This is a genomic window from Streptomyces sp. TBY4 (assembly GCF_024213195.1).
Classification (GTDB): Bacteria; Actinomycetota; Actinomycetes; order Streptomycetales; family Streptomycetaceae; genus Streptomyces.
On record NZ_JANAVF010000007.1, the window covers coordinates 279,023 to 293,508 of the forward strand.

General features: G+C 70.6%; 16 protein-coding genes, 1 tRNA gene and 1 pseudogene. 9 read left to right on the forward strand and 9 right to left on the reverse strand.

The window, feature by feature from the left end:
• Window positions 1-22: 22 nt before the first annotated feature.
• From NLX94_RS39375 to merA, 3 genes and pseudogenes are all read right to left on the reverse strand, one after another.
• The gene (locus NLX94_RS39375) at window positions 23-229 is read right to left on the reverse strand and encodes a hypothetical protein (protein WP_254384396.1); all 207 of its coding nucleotides are present in this window, start codon (window positions 227-229) and stop codon (window positions 23-25) included.
• Window positions 230-297: 68 nt separating this feature from the next.
• Window positions 298-435 (reverse strand): annotated as a pseudogene (locus NLX94_RS39380) (MerR family DNA-binding transcriptional regulator); the annotation flags it as partial.
• Window positions 436-498: 63 nt separating this feature from the next.
• Entirely contained in the window at window positions 499-1,932 is a 1,434-nt protein-coding gene (merA, locus tag NLX94_RS19465) for a mercury(II) reductase (RefSeq protein ID WP_254384221.1), read from the reverse strand.
• Between the two features lie 121 nt (window positions 1,933-2,053).
• Here merA and NLX94_RS19470 point away from each other — a divergent pair, with 121 nt between their 5' ends.
• From NLX94_RS19470 to NLX94_RS19480, 3 genes are all read left to right on the forward strand, one after another.
• Window positions 2,054-2,425, forward strand: a complete 372-nt coding sequence (locus NLX94_RS19470) for a helix-turn-helix transcriptional regulator (protein WP_254384222.1) — start codon at window positions 2,054-2,056, stop codon at window positions 2,423-2,425.
• Between the two features lie 23 nt (window positions 2,426-2,448).
• A complete protein-coding gene (locus tag NLX94_RS19475; RefSeq protein WP_254384223.1) occupies window positions 2,449-2,781 on the forward strand; it encodes a hypothetical protein in 333 nt (110 codons plus the stop codon).
• A gap of 205 nt (window positions 2,782-2,986) precedes the next feature.
• On the forward strand, window positions 2,987-3,406 hold the full coding sequence (locus NLX94_RS19480; RefSeq protein WP_254384224.1) for a DoxX family protein: 420 nt from the start codon (window positions 2,987-2,989) through the stop codon (window positions 3,404-3,406).
• Here the strand turns inward: NLX94_RS19480 and NLX94_RS19485 are convergent.
• Window positions 3,399-3,605, reverse strand: a complete 207-nt coding sequence (locus NLX94_RS19485) for a hypothetical protein (protein ID WP_254384225.1) — start codon at window positions 3,603-3,605, stop codon at window positions 3,399-3,401. The genes NLX94_RS19480 and NLX94_RS19485 overlap by 8 nt on opposite strands.
• A 163-nt stretch (window positions 3,606-3,768) precedes the next feature.
• Between NLX94_RS19485 and NLX94_RS19490 the strand changes: the two genes are divergently transcribed.
• Window positions 3,769-3,945: a hypothetical protein gene (locus tag NLX94_RS19490; RefSeq protein ID WP_254384226.1), complete on the forward strand. Its 177-nt coding sequence runs from the start codon at window positions 3,769-3,771 to the stop codon at window positions 3,943-3,945.
• A 245-nt stretch (window positions 3,946-4,190) separates the two neighbouring features.
• Window positions 4,191-5,255 (forward strand): CdaR family transcriptional regulator, encoded by a 1,065-nt coding sequence (locus tag NLX94_RS19495; RefSeq protein ID WP_254384227.1) that lies wholly within the window; start codon window positions 4,191-4,193, stop codon window positions 5,253-5,255.
• Between the two features lie 9 nt (window positions 5,256-5,264).
• Here the strand turns inward: NLX94_RS19495 and NLX94_RS19500 are convergent, their stop codons facing one another.
• The 5 genes from NLX94_RS19500 to NLX94_RS19520 all read right to left on the reverse strand — a co-directional run bounded on the left by NLX94_RS19500 (window position 5,265) and on the right by NLX94_RS19520 (window position 9,826).
• Window positions 5,265-5,480 carry a hypothetical protein gene (locus tag NLX94_RS19500; RefSeq protein WP_254384228.1) on the reverse strand — a complete coding sequence of 72 codons (216 nt, stop codon included), beginning with the start codon at window positions 5,478-5,480 and terminating at the stop codon, window positions 5,265-5,267.
• Between the two features lie 31 nt (window positions 5,481-5,511).
• Window positions 5,512-6,810: an ArsB/NhaD family transporter gene (locus tag NLX94_RS19505; protein WP_254384229.1), complete on the reverse strand. Its 1,299-nt coding sequence runs from the start codon at window positions 6,808-6,810 to the stop codon at window positions 5,512-5,514.
• Window positions 6,807-7,274 carry a CBS domain-containing protein gene (locus NLX94_RS19510; protein ID WP_254384230.1) on the reverse strand — a complete coding sequence of 156 codons (468 nt, stop codon included), beginning with the start codon at window positions 7,272-7,274 and terminating at the stop codon, window positions 6,807-6,809. Before NLX94_RS19510 ends, NLX94_RS19505 begins: the two co-directional genes overlap by 4 nt.
• A complete protein-coding gene (locus NLX94_RS19515) occupies window positions 7,261-8,526 on the reverse strand; it encodes a sodium:proton antiporter (RefSeq protein ID WP_254384231.1) in 1,266 nt (421 codons plus the stop codon). Before NLX94_RS19515 ends, NLX94_RS19510 begins: the two co-directional genes overlap by 14 nt.
• Before the next feature lie 1,228 nt (window positions 8,527-9,754).
• Window positions 9,755-9,826: transfer RNA gene (locus tag NLX94_RS19520), tRNA-Arg, on the reverse strand.
• Window positions 9,827-9,932: 106 nt separating this feature from the next.
• Between NLX94_RS19520 and NLX94_RS19525 the strand changes: the two genes are divergently transcribed.
• From NLX94_RS19525 to NLX94_RS19540, 4 genes are all read left to right on the forward strand, one after another.
• Window positions 9,933-10,433: a response regulator gene (locus tag NLX94_RS19525; protein ID WP_254384232.1), complete on the forward strand. Its 501-nt coding sequence runs from the start codon at window positions 9,933-9,935 to the stop codon at window positions 10,431-10,433.
• Window positions 10,434-10,576: 143 nt separating this feature from the next.
• Window positions 10,577-11,569, forward strand: coding sequence for an ArgS-related anticodon-binding protein NrtL (gene nrtL, locus NLX94_RS19530; RefSeq protein WP_254384233.1), 993 nt, complete (start codon window positions 10,577-10,579; stop codon window positions 11,567-11,569).
• A 72-nt stretch (window positions 11,570-11,641) separates the two neighbouring features.
• On the forward strand, window positions 11,642-13,033 hold the full coding sequence (lysA, locus tag NLX94_RS19535) for a diaminopimelate decarboxylase (RefSeq protein WP_254384234.1): 1,392 nt from the start codon (window positions 11,642-11,644) through the stop codon (window positions 13,031-13,033).
• Window positions 13,034-13,191: 158 nt separating this feature from the next.
• A complete protein-coding gene (locus NLX94_RS19540; protein WP_254384235.1) occupies window positions 13,192-14,484 on the forward strand; it encodes a homoserine dehydrogenase in 1,293 nt (430 codons plus the stop codon).
• Window positions 14,485-14,486: the final 2 nt, after the last annotated feature.

The following is a 14,486-nucleotide window of genomic DNA, read 5'->3' on the forward strand; positions in this document are numbered from 1 at the left end:
GGGTCTGCCCCCGGGGTGAGGGTCAAGCCCGCAGGCCACAGCCCCGGGGATCACCGGCCCAGCACAGTTCGCCCTCCGCCAAGTCCGCCTGGTGCTCGGCCTCGAACTTCTCGATCCGGTCCAGGATCTGCTGCTGGGTGGCGATGCGTTGCAGCAGCCGCTCCCGGGAGCGGTGCAGCAGCTCGGCCAGGTGCGAGCCGGCCAGCCCGTTGGGGGGCCGCCCAGACACACGGCGGTCAGGGCGCGGATCTCGGCCACGGTCAGCCCGAGCCCGCGCAGCTCGCCGATGAAGTGCACGCACCACAGGGCCTCGGCGTCGTACAGGCGGTAATTCGAGGGGCTGCGGCCGAGAGTGTAGATCAGCCCGAGGTCGGTGTACTCGCGCAGGGCTTTGACCGGTACGCCGGTGCGGCGGGACAGCTCCCCGACCGTCATCGCGGGCCTACGACCCACGGGCCGGCTCGTCTCCACGAGCGCCTCCGTTCCGTTGCCGTCGGCTCAGCCCGCGCAGCAGGAGAGCTTGGCGACGTCCGCCGTGAAGGTCTGCGCGGCGAGCTTGAGGGCTTCGGCCATGGTCAGGTACGGGACCCAGGCATGGGCGAGCTGGGCGACGGTCATCCCGGCGGTGATCGCATAGGTGGCGGCGGTGATGATCTCCCCGGCGCCGTCGGCGATCACGTGGACGCCGAGCACGCGCCCGGTGTCGGCGTCGGCGACGAGCTTGACCAGGCCCCGAGTGTCGCGGTTGGCCAGCGCCCGGGGTACGTACTGAAGCGGCAGAGTGCGGTAGTCGCAGCGGATCCCGGCCTCGGCCACCTGGGCGTCGGTCATGCCGACGGCGGCGATGGCCGGGCTGGTGAAAGTGACCCGGGGCAGCGCGGTGTAATCCAGAGTGCGGCCTGCCCCGGCGAGGGCGTTGTCGGCGGCCAGGCTTCCCTGGGCGGCGGCCACATACACGAACTGAGGCCCTCCGGCGACGTCACCCGCGGCCCAGATCCGCTCGTTGGAGGTGCGCAGGTAGTCGTCCACGACGACTTCGCCACGCGCCCCGGTCTTCACTCCCACCGTGTCAAGGTTCAGCCCCGCCGTGACGGGGCGGCGACCGGTGGCGATCAGCAGTTGCTCGGCCCGCAGCTCGGCGGGAGCCCCGCCGCTGACGGTGAGGGTGTAGCCGGGCTCGTCACGCCGGACGGCGGCGAGGGCCGCACCGGTGTGCACGGCGATGCCCTCGCCGGTGAAGACCTCCTCGAACGCGGCGGAGACTTCGGGCTCCTCGAACGGGGCGAGCCGGTCCAATGCTTCGACGACGCTCACGCGGGTGCCGAGGCGGGCGAAGAGCTGGGCCAGCTCCAGGCCGACCGCGTTCCCCCCGACTACCACCATCGACTCCGGCAGCACATCGAGCTCCATTGCCGTGGTGGAGGTCAGGTAGCCCGCATCCTCCAGGCCCGGCACGGGCGGCGCCCATGGGGCCGAGCCGGTCGCGATCAGGTAGTGCGCGGCCTCGATGCGGCTGTTGCCGCCGTCGTTCAGGGCGACGTCCAGGGCCGGGGCATCGGTGGTCCCGGTGAAGGCGGCGGTGCCGTGCACGATCTCCCAGCCGTACCCGTCGGCGAGGTCGGTGTACTTCTCCGCCCGCAGCTGGGCGACCAGAGCGTCCTTCCCGCCGATCAGGTCCGGGAAGCCGACCGGGACCTCGGCCGCAGTCAGGCCGGGGAAGCGTCCAGCCGCCAGCGCACCGTGGCGGGCCTCGGCGGCGGCCAGCAGCGCCTTGGACGGCACGCAGCCCACGTTCACGCAGGTACCACCAGCGGTGCCGCGCTCGACCATCACCACGCGCTTGCCCTGATTGGTGGCGGCGATGGCGGCGGCGAACGCCGCAGAGCCGGAGCCGATGACCGCCAGATCGAAGCCGGATTTCGCCGTGTTCACGATGCGGTCTCCTCGTACGGAGCCCAGGGTTCCGGGCCAGCTGCTATGCGCCTTGCCGAATGGCTCGATATCAGCATACTATTCGGATAGGCAAATAGTTCCAGTCGTGGAGGCCGCCCGTATGCCCCAGAGCCTTGCCGCACCGACGTCCCTCGAGGACGAGGTCCCCTGCACCCATCTGGACACGGTGGCGCGGTTCTTCCGCGCCCTCGCGGACCCGACCCGGCTCAAGCTGCTGGAGTTCATCCTGCGCGGCGAGCGCACCTCCGCCGAATGCGTCGAGCGCGCCGGGATCTCCCAGCCGCGGGTCTCGGTCCACCTCTCCTGCCTCGTGGACTGCGGCTATGTCACCGCCGAGCGCGACGGGCGAAAGCTGCGCTACTCCGTCGGTGACCCGCGCGTGGCCGACCTGGTCGTACTGGCCCGATCCCTGGCCGCCGACAACGCCACCGCCCTGACCTGTTGCACCCGCATCCCCGACAGCCAGGACTGAGAGCTGCAAGGAGAGTCCCGCCCGTGCCTGCCACCCACCGGCCCCCCGGCCGTAACAACGAGCCCTCCGGTGCCGGCACGGCCGCAGCCGGGCTCGGCATCGCCCTGCTGATGATCGCCTGCTGCGCCCTGCCCGTGCTGATCGCCGGTGGCGTTCTCGCCGGAATCGGCGGCGCCCTGGGAAACCCCTGGCTGATCGCCGCTGTCGTCGTACTGGTGGCCGCCGGGATCACCGCGATCGTGCGCCGCCGCCGCTCCGGCCGCGACGCCTGCTGCCCGCCCACCGAGGCGGACAACCACCGCACCGACCGGGACCACCAGCGCGACGTGGCAGACGAGGAGGGCCCTCGCTTCTGATGACGACATCCCCGCCCCGCCGCCCCGCTGCCCTTGCCCCGCCGGGGCGCGTCGCCGAAGACACGGCCTGAACCCGGACGCACGAGAGCCGTACCGGTGGCACGGGGGAACGCCACCGGGACGGCACCACTCAGCGTAGAGACACCAGGGGGACACGGTGGGAAAATCGAGGTGCCGCGGGGGACGGTTTCTCCTGGAGGTCGCCATGGACGTACTGGTGTTGATCGGACGCGTTCTCTTTGCGCTGATCTTCCTCGGCTCAGCAGTCGCACACCTCACCAAGACCCAGGCCATGGGGGCCTACGCCGCCTCCAGAGGCGTACCGGCCGCCGTCCCGGCAACGATCACCAGCGGCCTGGTGATCCTCGCCGGAGGACTGAGCATCGCCCTCGGCATCTGGGCGGACCTCGGCGCTCTTCTCCTCGCCGCCTTCGCCTTCACTGCCGCCGTCCTGATGCACGGGTTCTGGCGGGAGGAAGACCCACAGGCGCGGCAGACGGAGCAGACCCACTTCCTGAAGGACACCGCCCTGGGCGGTGCCGCACTGATGCTGATCGCGTTCTTCTCGTACGTCGGCGACGACCTCGGCCTGACGATCACGGGCCCGCTCTTCGACATCAGCTGAACCACAGCGGACGGTGCCGGAGCTGGTCGTGCCGGCTCCGGGGGCGCGAGGGAGGCGTGTTGGGCAGGTCGGCCTCGCCCGACGCCCGTGGGTGGGCGGTGGTCGGCGAGATGTGGAACCGCTCGGTGGCCCGCAGCAGCTGGCCGTTGTCACGGCGCAGCGGGCGGGCCGCAGCCTTCAGGGCCTGGGGCGGGGGCATTACCGTGGGGGCACGAGTGCCTTCCGGTCCGGCGTGGAGATTGGCATCAGCACCGGGCATGGAGGGCAGGCGGATCTCCTCCTGTCGAGTGGTCTGCGTCGCTGTACGGCGGTCCTGCTCCGTCTGTGGCCACGATGTCCTCCTCCCTGCCAGGAGCCATTCCATGACTCGCCGTTCCCGCAGCGGGCCGCTTACCCCGCTCTTCGCCTTCGGCGCCGTCCTGACGGCGGCCGGGGCGGCGATGTATGCGTTGCCGGGCCCCGGCCTGCCGCTGTTCGCCTCGGGGGCTCTCGTTCTCGCTGCGGTCGCCGCCGTGTGGCTTGCCGCCCGGCAGCCCTGAGCCGAGTGCGCCGACGGGTCCCACCACCGGCCCGGATGCCGCCCCCTGCTTCCGCAGCTCGGCATCCGGGCCGTGCCGGCTCCCCCGTGACCTGATCCTGCCCGTGCCGTGCCCGGCCGCGCATTGCCGGTGACCGGCAGTCTTGACGCCGCCCTGATGCCGATGGCGGCGCGCGCCTCGGCACGTGTCACCCTGGTCCCCGCGTCAAGGACGTGTCATGGAGTCGTCAGGATCGGGGGAGGGCCATGACCGATGGAGCTGTACCGGCGGAGTATGTGACGGGGTATGCCGAAATCCTGCTGGACGCCTGTGTCACGGGCCGTCGACTCACCCGTGCCGAGCTGGAGTCCCGCAGGGTGCAGGGCACGCGGGCGGCGGAGGCGGGCCTGGCGCTGCGCGGGCTCATCCGGGACCATCTGGGCGCGGCGCGGGAGATGCAGCCGCGGTTGCCGTCCGGGTCCATGGGCCCGCTGCTGGCCGCTGTCGAGCAGGCGGTGGACGCCTTCGCTGAGGGGTACGAGCGGGCGCAGCACCAGGCGGTGCGGCAGGAGGAGGCCGCGCGCCGGGAGTTCATCGACGACCTGCTGTACGGCGGCAGTGATCTGGGGCGGCTGGCGGAGCGGGCCGAGCGGTTCGGGCTGCGGCTGTCGCAGGCCCATGCGGTCGCGGTCGCCGAGGGCCCGGAGCCGTACGGTGACGGCTACCCGGTGGCCCGGGGGATCGAGGAGACCGTCCTGGCCCGGTTCGGCAACCGGCAACTCCTGCTGACCACGAAGGACGGGCGGCTGATCTGCGTCGCGCCGGGCGAGCAGCCGGATGTCCTGGCGTATTTCGCGAAGCGGGCGTACGCGGCCACCGGCGGGGGCCGGGTCGCCATAGGCCGCTCGCACCCGGGGGCCGGCGGGGTCGTCCACTCGTATGAGGAGGCCCTCAACGCCCTCGAACTGGCGGAGAGGATGGGTCTGGAGGGGCCGGTGCTGCACGCCGCCGACCTGCTGGTCTACCCGGTCCTGACCCGGGACCGGCAGGCCATGGCCGACCTGGTGGAAAGTGTGCTGGGCCCTCTCCGGAACGGCCGCGGGGGCGCCCAGCCCTTCATCGACACGCTCACCGCCTACTTCGACAGCGGCTGCGTGGCGACCGAGGCGGCCCGCCGCCTGTCGCTGAGTGTGCGGGCCCTGACCTACCGGCTGGAGCGGATCCACAAGCTGACCGGCGCCGACCCGGCTGATCCTGTGAATCGCTACACGCTCCAGACGGCGGTGATCGGCGCTCGTTTGCTGGGCTGGCCGGGCGAAGCCGGGGCCTGAGTACGGCCCTCAGTGCCGCCGCGGGAGCCGGGAGCGGGCACGCCACCGTCGGCGCAGCCACGCTCCGATCTCTCCCAGAGCGACCAGCAGAGCCGCGCTCGCGGCGCAGGTCACGGCGGACGCGGGCTGGTGTCGGACCTGTCCGCCGCACCACAGGAGCAGGGTGAGGGCGGCCCACCACAAGACGATCGATATGGCTTCGGTGGGCCGGTCATGACGGGCCACGGGCATGCTCCCTTTCCGGCACGGCCGGCTCTCATGCGAGGGCGAAGTAGCGCAGCCACAGGTAGAGGGCGGCGACGGCGATCGTGACGGCGGTGACGACGAGCCCGTACTTGGTGAACTGCCAGAAGGTGATCGGGGTCCGGTTGCGTTCGGCGATGCCGAGGACGACGACGTTGGCGGAGGCGCCGATGGCGGTGGCGTTGCCGCCGAGGTCGGCGCCGAGGGCCAGGGCCCACCACATGACGTGGTCGGGATCACCGCCCATGTCGGTGACCAGCTCGCTGGTGACGGGCGCCATGGTGGCGACGTAGGGGATGTTGTCGACTATCCCGGAGAGCACGGCGGAACCGCCCAGCAGGAGCATGGAGCCGCCGAGTTCGGCGCCCCCGATCGCGTCCGCGAGGGAGCCGGCGAGTTCGCCGATGACACCGGTCTCAATGAGGGCACCGACCATGACGAACAGGCCCGCGAAGAACGCGAGCGTGGGCCACTCCACTTCGCCGAGCACCTCGCCCGTCTCGACCTTGGAGACCGCGACGAGCAGGCCGGCGCCGAGGAGGGCGACGACGCTGGGTTCGTAGTGCAGGACGGGGTGGAGGACGAATCCGGCGACGACCAGGGCGAGGACACCCAAACCCTGGACGAGCAGCCGGGGGTCGCGGATCGCCTCGCGTTCACGCAGTTCCATCAGCTCGGCGGCGCGCTTCTCGTCGTAGACGAAGTGCTTGGCGAACATCACCCGGCACAGAGCGACCAGGACGACTATCAGGACGGCGCACAGCGGGGCGAGGTGGACGAGGAAGTCGTTGAAGGTGAGGCCGGCGCGGCTGGCGATGATGATGTTGGGCGGGTCGCCGACGAGGGTGGCGGTGCCGCCCACGTTGGAGGCGAAGACCTCGGCGATCAGGAACGGAGCTGCGGGGAGCCGTAGCCGGTCGCACACCAGCAGGGTGACGGGGGCGACCAGCAGTACGGTGGTGACGTTGTCCAGGAGCGCCGAGGCGACCGCGGTGATGACGATCAGCATGGTCATCACCCGGAAGGGCCGGGCTCTGGCCTTCTTCACGGACCAGATCGCCAGGTACTCGAAGAGGCCGGTGCGCTTCAGCACGCCGACGATCATCATCATGCCGAGCAGCAGGAAGATGACGTTCCAGTCGATACCGGTCTTATCGGAGTGGAAGGCCGCGATGTCATCGGTGGCGCCGATGGCCAGCATCAGCGCGGCGCCGCCGAGGGCCGCGGCGACCCGGTGCACCCATTCGCTGATGATCAGGATGTAGGCGCCGGCGAAGACGGCGATCGCGGCCCAGCTGTGCCAGTCGCTCACGCGTGCCCGCCCGCCTGGAGCAGGTGGCGCATCAGGGACGCCGCCGAGACCACCCCGATGAGCCGACCCGTGTCACCGTCGCGTTCGACGACCGCGACCAGGGGGACGTGGGTGCGGGCCATGGCGGCCGCGATCTCCATCGTCCCCGCGTCCGGGCCGATGTAATGCGGCTTGAACTCGCGCCGGGGCAGCCACTCGGCGACCGTCTTGCCCGCCAGGCCTTCGGCCATCGCTTCGGCGTGCCGCTCGTCGATGACTGGGGCCAGCAGCGGGTCCTCCATCACGTACTCGGGTACGAGCTGGCGTACAAGCTGGGAGCCCGGAACGATTGCGTACGGGGTTCCCTCGCTGTCCAGAACCAGGAGTGCGGGCAGGTTCTGTTCGGCGAGCAGGCGGACCGCGTCCACAGCTGGGTCGTCGGTGGTCACATGGGGGTAGGGCTCGGCGAGTTCACGGGCGGGCATGGTGCGTCTCCTGGTCGGGTGCACTTCTCGGGGCGGGAACGGCGGACGGCTTCGCGGTGTGGTCCTCGCTCGTGATGCCGGCAAGGTCGTCGACGCGGAAGAGGCGGGCGATCGGTACGTCGGTGCTGGAGTGGGCGGTGATCGAGAAGGCGATGCAGACGGCGATCAGGGTGTACGCCTCCTCGCCTTGCGGGATGCCGGCCTGCAGGACCAGCAGCCCGTAGACGACCGAGGCGAAACCCTTGGGTCCGAACCAGGCGGCCACCAGCTTCTCCCGCCGCTCGATTCGTGCCCCCAGCAGTGAGACCAGCAGGGAGGCGGGGCGGATCAGCATGATCGCCAGCACCACCGCCACGTATCCGCCCACCGACAGGTCTCCGAACAGCTGCGGCGTCAGCAGGGCACCGAACACCAACAGGGCGGCGAACTTGGCCAGTTCTGCCAACGCCTCGCCGAGCGGCTCGAAGACCGTCTTCCCTTCGGGCGATACGGAGGCCAGGACGGCGCCGGCGGAGAACGCGGCCAGGTAGGGGTTGGCGTGGGTGAGGTGGCACAGCCCGTAGAGGATGATCCCGGTGGCCAGCGGCAGCAGCGGCTGCAGCTTCGGCTCCGCCCCCAGCAGCCGCAGCCGCACCAGCCCCGCGACCGCCAGAGGCAGCACGATGCCGAAGACCAGCCCCAGGCCGAGCTCCAGGGCGATCGAGCCCACGGAGGCGTGTGCCTGGCCGGAGGTGGGCCCTGCGGCGGCGATGAGGATCAACACGACGGGCAGCGCGAGGCCGTCGTTGATGCCGCTCTCGACGTTCAGCAGCTGCCGCAGCTTCGCCGGGACCTCCCGGCGGCCCACGATCGCGGAGGCGAACACCGGGTCCGTGGGCGCGAGTACCGCCCCGACCAGGAACGAGGTCGTCCAGTCCAGGCCGACGAGGTAGTGGGTGATCAGGGCCATGCCGGCCATAGCGAGCGGCATGCCGAGCCCGAGCGCGCGGGCCGGGTTCTTCCAGTTCCGCCGCAGCTTCGGGAAGGAGACGTGCATGCCGTCGGTGAACAGCACGGCGAAGAGGGCCAGATCGGCGGTGACCGAGACGATTTCGCTGTCAGGGGTGATGTGGATCAGCCCCAGGAACCCGTCGCTGACGAGGGCCCCGCTCAGCAGGAAGAGGAGGGAGGTCGAAAGGACCGTACGGGCGGCGAGCCCCGACAGCAGCACGGCAATCAGCAGCGCCACACCGAAAACAGCGACGAGCACCATGGCAGAGCCCCGATTCGCGAAGAGAGTTGTCCCCTGTTCGCCGACCAGGCTTCCCGGCACACCACCGGCTACTTTATACATTCCTTACGCATTTTTGACGGCTCTCTGACGGCAGTCCAAGAGGGTCGATGCTGCCGGACTCCGGCATGCACGTGTCACGCGAAGCCCCTCTATGGTGGGCGTTCGCACCAGAGAGGTACCGATGAACGGAAATCCGGCGTTCCACGCCATCGCCCTCGCGACGGCGACCCTGCTCCTGCCCCCACTCCCCGTGGCGATGCTCGCCGGATGGACGCCGCCCAAGTTGCCGTCAAGGGCAGCGGTGGTTCCGTATGCCTGGGCCCTCCTGTGCCTCTATGTCCTTGCCCCGCTCAATGCCGTCCCGCGGATGCTGGACGCGCCGACGCGTGTGGTGACGGCCTGCACCGCAGCGGGTCTCGTGTTCAGTGCGGCAGTCGTTGCCTGCCTCATCAGGGCGGTGTGGTTCTCCCGCCGCCCGACACGGACCGAGGTCTGACCTGCCATGCCCGGCACCCGCACTATCTCCTGGTTGCGACACCACGTCACCGAGTTCCGCCTGGCCGTCGCTTTGGTAGGCATCGGTGCTCCCACCACCCTTGCTGGCGCTGTCCTTTACACCCATTCCCGCCCAGGGTCTCCTGAGGTGATCATCGGTTTGTCCTGCCTCATCACCGGCGTGGTCATGTTGCTGGCAAGGGTCGGGCGCCACTGAGCTCGACGGCTCGCACTCCTTGCGCACGCGTGAGTGCGGCTGCGCTGAGCGACCCCGTCCGGTGCTCCGGGGGATGTCGTCGGGGGGCAGGCCGGGGTCCCCGTTGCCGATGACGCATCACGTGAAGCATGACGGGTGCCGACTGCGCCTCACCGCCGCCGCTCGAGACTGGGCGTCCAGTCGGAAACCCACCAGACCGTTTACGTTTCGCCTCATCCGCAGGCGCGTCAGAGCAGGTCACAGGCCGTTCCCACGGGAGTGGCGACGCAAGGAGGGTCAGACCGCACAGTGCTCGTCTCTGAAGGCCGGCAAGCGCGGAGAGCGACCGCCGAAACAGCTCCGACCTGCGGAGATCCGAGGTCGAAGGGGTCGGTCACGGCGGGTGAGGTGCCGCCCGCCCCCGGAAAGAGCAACGGTCATAGGACCGTGTGCGTTTTGGCATGAACAAGAAAGGCTCTGACCTGCGTTTCCGCTGGTCAGAGCCTTGTTCCGGAGTGCCCCCGGCAGGATTCGAACCTGCGCACACGGCTCCGGAGGCCGTTGCTCTATCCCCTGAGCTACGGGGGCGCTGTCGCTGGTGTTGCGGCGACGGGTTGAACACTACCAGCTTCCGGACGGTGATCAGGAACGGATTCCGGGGGAGGGGGGTGCGGGTCGCTCGGAGGGGGTGGAAGTGGCGAAAGCCCGGACGCGGGGGCGGGGCTCGACCTACTCTCGAGTTGTGTCAGGCGCCTCGGGTCGGGTGCTTGTTGTCGACGACAACAAGGTCATCCGGCAGTTGATCAAGGTCAATCTCGAGCTGGAGGGCTTCGAGGTCGTGACCGCGAACGATGGTGCCGAGTGTCTGGACGTCGTTCACCACGTGCTGCCCGATGTGATCACTCTTGATGTGGTCATGCCCCGCCTGGACGGGTTCGGTACCGCCGCGCAGTTGCGGGCCGATCCGAGGACGCGGCACCTGCCCTTGGCGATCGTGAGCGCCTGTACGCAGAACGAGGTCGAGGCCGGGATCGCCGCCGGGGTGGACGCCTTCCTCGCCAAGCCCTTCGAGCCGACGGAGCTGGTGCGGGTCGTCCGCCGGCTCATCGACCGCCGTGACCAACGTGACCGGCGCGAGCAGCGAGAGCAGCGCGAGCAGCGGAAGGGTGCTCCCGCGGGGAGGGAACGGGGATGATCCGTCCCTCAGTGGGGTGATCCACCCCCCAGCGGGGTGATCCGCCCAGGCGGGATGATCTTTCCGTCCCTTCCGCCGGGGCCCGCTGTTCACATGGCGAAACCCTTGGCGTGACGTGGGGGCTTCTCCCCTAGGCTGGTCACGTGACCCCCGTCGACCTCTCCCGCTCCGTCGTGCGCGCCCTGCGCCGCGCCGTCGAGGACGGGGAGCTGCCCGCCGGGGTGGTCGTGCCCGAGCGGGTCGTCGTCGAGCGGACCCGGCCCGGGGGAGTGGGGGACTACGCCTCGCCCGTCGCCTTCGGGGTGGCCAAGGGGGCCGGCGTCGCGCCCCGGGTGGTGGCCGAACTGCTGGCGCCCCGGCTGGCGGCCGCTTCCGGGATCGACCGCGTCGAGGTCACCGGCGCCGGGTTCCTGAACTTCGTACTCGCCGCGAGTCCGGTCGGTGAGCTGGTACGGGGCATTCGAGCCGGCGGGGCGTCGTACGGCTGCGCCCCCGGGGGGCGCGTGGCCCCCGAGCCCGTCGGCGTCCCCGGTGCGGCCCTGCGCGAGCGCGTCGTGTGCGCGGCCGTGCAGCGGATTGCCCGGAGCCAGGGGGCGGAGGGGGAGCGTGCCGCCGCCGCCCTCCGTGTCGCCCCCGTCGCCAAGCGGGACGGGGATGTGGTCGCCGCGTACGGGGCCGGTGCCGCCGTGTGGGCGATGGTCGGCGTTCCCGCCGCCGAGACCCCCGTGTTCTCCGCTGCGCTGCTCGTCCAGGACGAGTCGAGCGAGTTCTTCCGGGTGCGGTACGCCCACGACCGGGTGCGGGCGCTCACCCGCAACGCCGAGTGGCTCGGCTTCAGTGGTGACCCCGGTGATGTCCCCGGTGATGTCCCCGGCGCCGACGCGCTGCTCGGCGCCCTGCTCGACCACCCGCTCGTCCTCGAAGCCGCCGCGCACCACCGGGCGCCCGAGCGGCTCGCCCGCCAGCTCGTCGTGCTGGCCGACGCCCTCCTCGACTTCCAGTACCAGGTCCTGCCCAAGGGGGACGAGAAACCCTCGGCCGCCCACCGTGCCCGGCTGGCCCTTGCCGAAGCCGCCGGGACGGTGCTGGCCGGCGGCCTGACCCTGCTCGGCATAGACGCGCCCGACCACCTGTGATGCCCGCGATGCGTATGTGATCCGATGTGACTCGCCTGCGATCCGGACGATTTGCGAAGAGAGAATGCCGAGATGAGCCGTTCCGCACACCCCGCCGGCCCCCGCCACGCCGACGTCCTGCCCGAGGGCCACTACTCCCCGCCGCCCGCCGACCTCAACGCCCTCGACGAGAAGGTCTGGGCGCGCACGGTCGGCCGCAACGCCGAGGGGGTCGTCACCGTCGGCGGGATCGAAGTGACCCGTCTCGCCGAGGAGTTCGGGACCCCGGCCTACTTCCTCGACGAGGAGGACTTCCGGGCGCGCTGCCGTGCCTGGGCGCACGCCTTCGGTCCGGACGCCGACGTCTTCTACGCCGGCAAGGCGTTCCTCTCCAAGGCCGTCGTGAAGTGGCTGAACGAGGAGGGGCTCAACGTGGACGTGTGCTCCGGCGGGGAGCTCGCCACCGCACTCGCCGCCGGGATGCCCGCCGGGCGGATCGCCTTCCACGGCAACAACAAGTCCACCTCGGAGATCACCCGCGCCATCGAGGCCGGCGTCGGCCGGATCGTGCTGGACTCCTTCCAGGAGATCGCCCGCGTCGCGCACATCGCCCGTGAGCTCGGCGTGCGCCAGCCCGTGCAGATCCGCGTCACCGTGGGCGTGGAGGCGCACACCCACGAGTTCATCGCCACCGCGCACGAGGACCAGAAGTTCGGGATCGCCGTCGCCGACGGATCGGCCGCAGAGGCCGTACGGCGCGCCCTGGGGCACGACAGCCTGGAGGTGCTCGGCGTCCACTCGCACATCGGCTCGCAGATCTTCGACATGGCCGGCTTCGAGGTCTCCGCCAAGCGCGTCGTACAGCTCCTCGCGGCCGTCCGCGACGAGCACGGGGTGGAGCTCCCTGAGATCGACCTCGGCGGCGGCTACGGCATCGCCTACACCTCCGGCGACGACCCGCGCGAGCCGCACGAGATCGCCAAGGCCCTGCACGAGATCGTCGCCCGCGAGTGCGAGGCGGCCGGTCTGCGCGCCCCGCGGATCTCCGTGGAACCCGGACGGGCGATCGTGGGGCCGACCGCCTTCACCCTGTACGAGGTGGGGACGGTGAAGCCGCTGGAGGGCCTGCGGACCTACGTCTCCGTCGACGGCGGGATGTCCGACAACATCCGGACGTCCCTGTACGACGCCGAGTACTCGGTCATCCTCGCCTCCCGCACCTCCGACGCCGAGCCCATGCTCGTGCGCGTCGTGGGCAAGCACTGCGAGAGCGGCGACATCGTGGTCAAGGACGCGTTCCTGCCCGCCGACGTGGCCCCCGGGGACCTCCTCGCGGTCCCGGCGACCGGCGCGTACTGCCGGTCGATGGCGAGCAACTACAACCACGTGCTCCGTCCGCCGGTCGTCGTCGTGCGCGACGGCGAGGCGCGTGTCATCGTCCGCCGGGAGACGGAGGAAGATCTCCTGCGTCTCGACGTCGGGTGACACGCATTCTTCTGGGGGACTCCCCCCGGACCCCCGAATAGGTGTCTCACTCAATGGACCGAGGGTGGAAACTGTTGTCCATTGAGTGAGACTGGTTCACACCTGGGGTGCAAACCGCGCAACAGGTACTGATGTGAAGATCGAAAGGCGTAGGTCGAATGATGCGTACGCGTCCGCTGAAGGTGGCGCTGCTGGGCTGTGGAGTGGTCGGCTCGGAAGTTGCCCGCATCATGACGACGCACGCCGACGACCTGACGGCCAGGATCGGCGCGCCCGTCGAGCTCGCGGGCGTGGCCGTCCGCCGCCCCTCCAAGGTGCGCGAGGGCATCGACCCGGCCCTGGTCACCACCGATGCGACCGCGCTCCTCAAACGGGGTGACATCGACATCGCGATCGAGGTCATCGGCGGCATCGAGCCGGCCCGCACACTGATCACCACCGCCTTCGACCACGGCATCTCCGTCGTCTCGGCGAACAAGGCCCTGCTCGCCCAGGACGGCGCCGCACTGCACGCCGCCGCCGAGACCGCCGGGCTGGACCTGTACTACGAGGCCGCCGTCGCCGGCGCCATCCCGCTGGTCCGCCCCATGCGCGAATCCCTCGCGGGCGACAAGATCAACCGGGTGATGGGCATCGTCAACGGCACGACGAACTTCATCCTCGACAAGATGGACTCCACCGGCGCCGGGTACCAGGAGGCCCTCGACGAGGCCACCGCCCTCGGGTACGCCGAGGCCGACCCCACCGCCGACGTGGAGGGCTACGACGCCGCCGCCAAGGCCGCGATCCTGGCCGGCATCGCCTTCCACACCCGGGTCCGCCTCGACGACGTCTACCGCGAGGGCATGACCGAGGTCAGCGCCGCCGACTTCGCGTCCGCCAAGCGCATGGGCTGCACCATCAAGCTCCTCGCCATCCTGGAGCGCGCCGCCGACGGCGAGTCCGTCACCGCCCGCGTCCACCCGGCGATGATCCCGCTGACGCACCCGCTCGCCTCCGTCCGCGAGGCGTACAACGCCGTCTTCGTCGAGGCGGAGGCCGCCGGCCGGCTCATGTTCTACGGGCCCGGCGCGGGCGGCGCGCCCACCGCGTCGGCGGTCCTCGGCGACCTCGTCGCCGTCTGCCGCAACAAGCTCGCCGAGGCAACGGGGCCGGGCGAGTCGGCGTACACCCAGCTGCCGGTCAGCCCCATGGGGGATGTCGTCACCCGCTACCACATCAGCCTCGATGTGGCGGACAAGCCGGGCGTGCTCGCCCAGGTGGCGACCTGCTTCGCGGAGCACGGGGTCTCGATCGACACCGTCCGGCAGCAGGGCAAGGACGGCGAGGCCTCCCTCGTCGTCGTCACTCACCGTGCGCCCGACGCTGCCCTCTCCGGGACCGTCGAGGCGCTGCGGAAGCTGGACACCGTCCGCGGTGTCTCCAGCATCATGCGTGTTGAAGGGGAGTAAGG

Bases quoted from the DNA above. Each gene is read 5' to 3' on its own strand.
- NLX94_RS19470 (WP_254384222.1), top strand. From the start codon at position 2,054: ATGCCCCAGAGCCTTGCCGCACCGACGTCCCTCGAGGACGAGGTCCCC.
- NLX94_RS19515 (WP_254384231.1), bottom strand. From the start codon at position 8,526: ATGGTGCTCGTCGCTGTTTTCGGTGTGGCGCTGCTGATTGCCGTGCTG.
- NLX94_RS19495 (WP_254384227.1), top strand. From the start codon at position 4,191: ATGACCGATGGAGCTGTACCGGCGGAGTATGTGACGGGGTATGCCGAA.
- NLX94_RS19540 (WP_254384235.1), top strand. From the start codon at position 13,192: ATGATGCGTACGCGTCCGCTGAAGGTGGCGCTGCTGGGCTGTGGAGTG.
- NLX94_RS19490 (WP_254384226.1), top strand. From the start codon at position 3,769: ATGACTCGCCGTTCCCGCAGCGGGCCGCTTACCCCGCTCTTCGCCTTC.
- NLX94_RS19510 (WP_254384230.1), bottom strand. From the start codon at position 7,274: ATGCCCGCCCGTGAACTCGCCGAGCCCTACCCCCATGTGACCACCGAC.
- NLX94_RS19480 (WP_254384224.1), top strand. From the start codon at position 2,987: ATGGACGTACTGGTGTTGATCGGACGCGTTCTCTTTGCGCTGATCTTC.
- NLX94_RS19485 (WP_254384225.1), bottom strand. From the start codon at position 3,605: ATGCCCCCGCCCCAGGCCCTGAAGGCTGCGGCCCGCCCGCTGCGCCGT.
- lysA (WP_254384234.1), top strand. From the start codon at position 11,642: ATGAGCCGTTCCGCACACCCCGCCGGCCCCCGCCACGCCGACGTCCTG.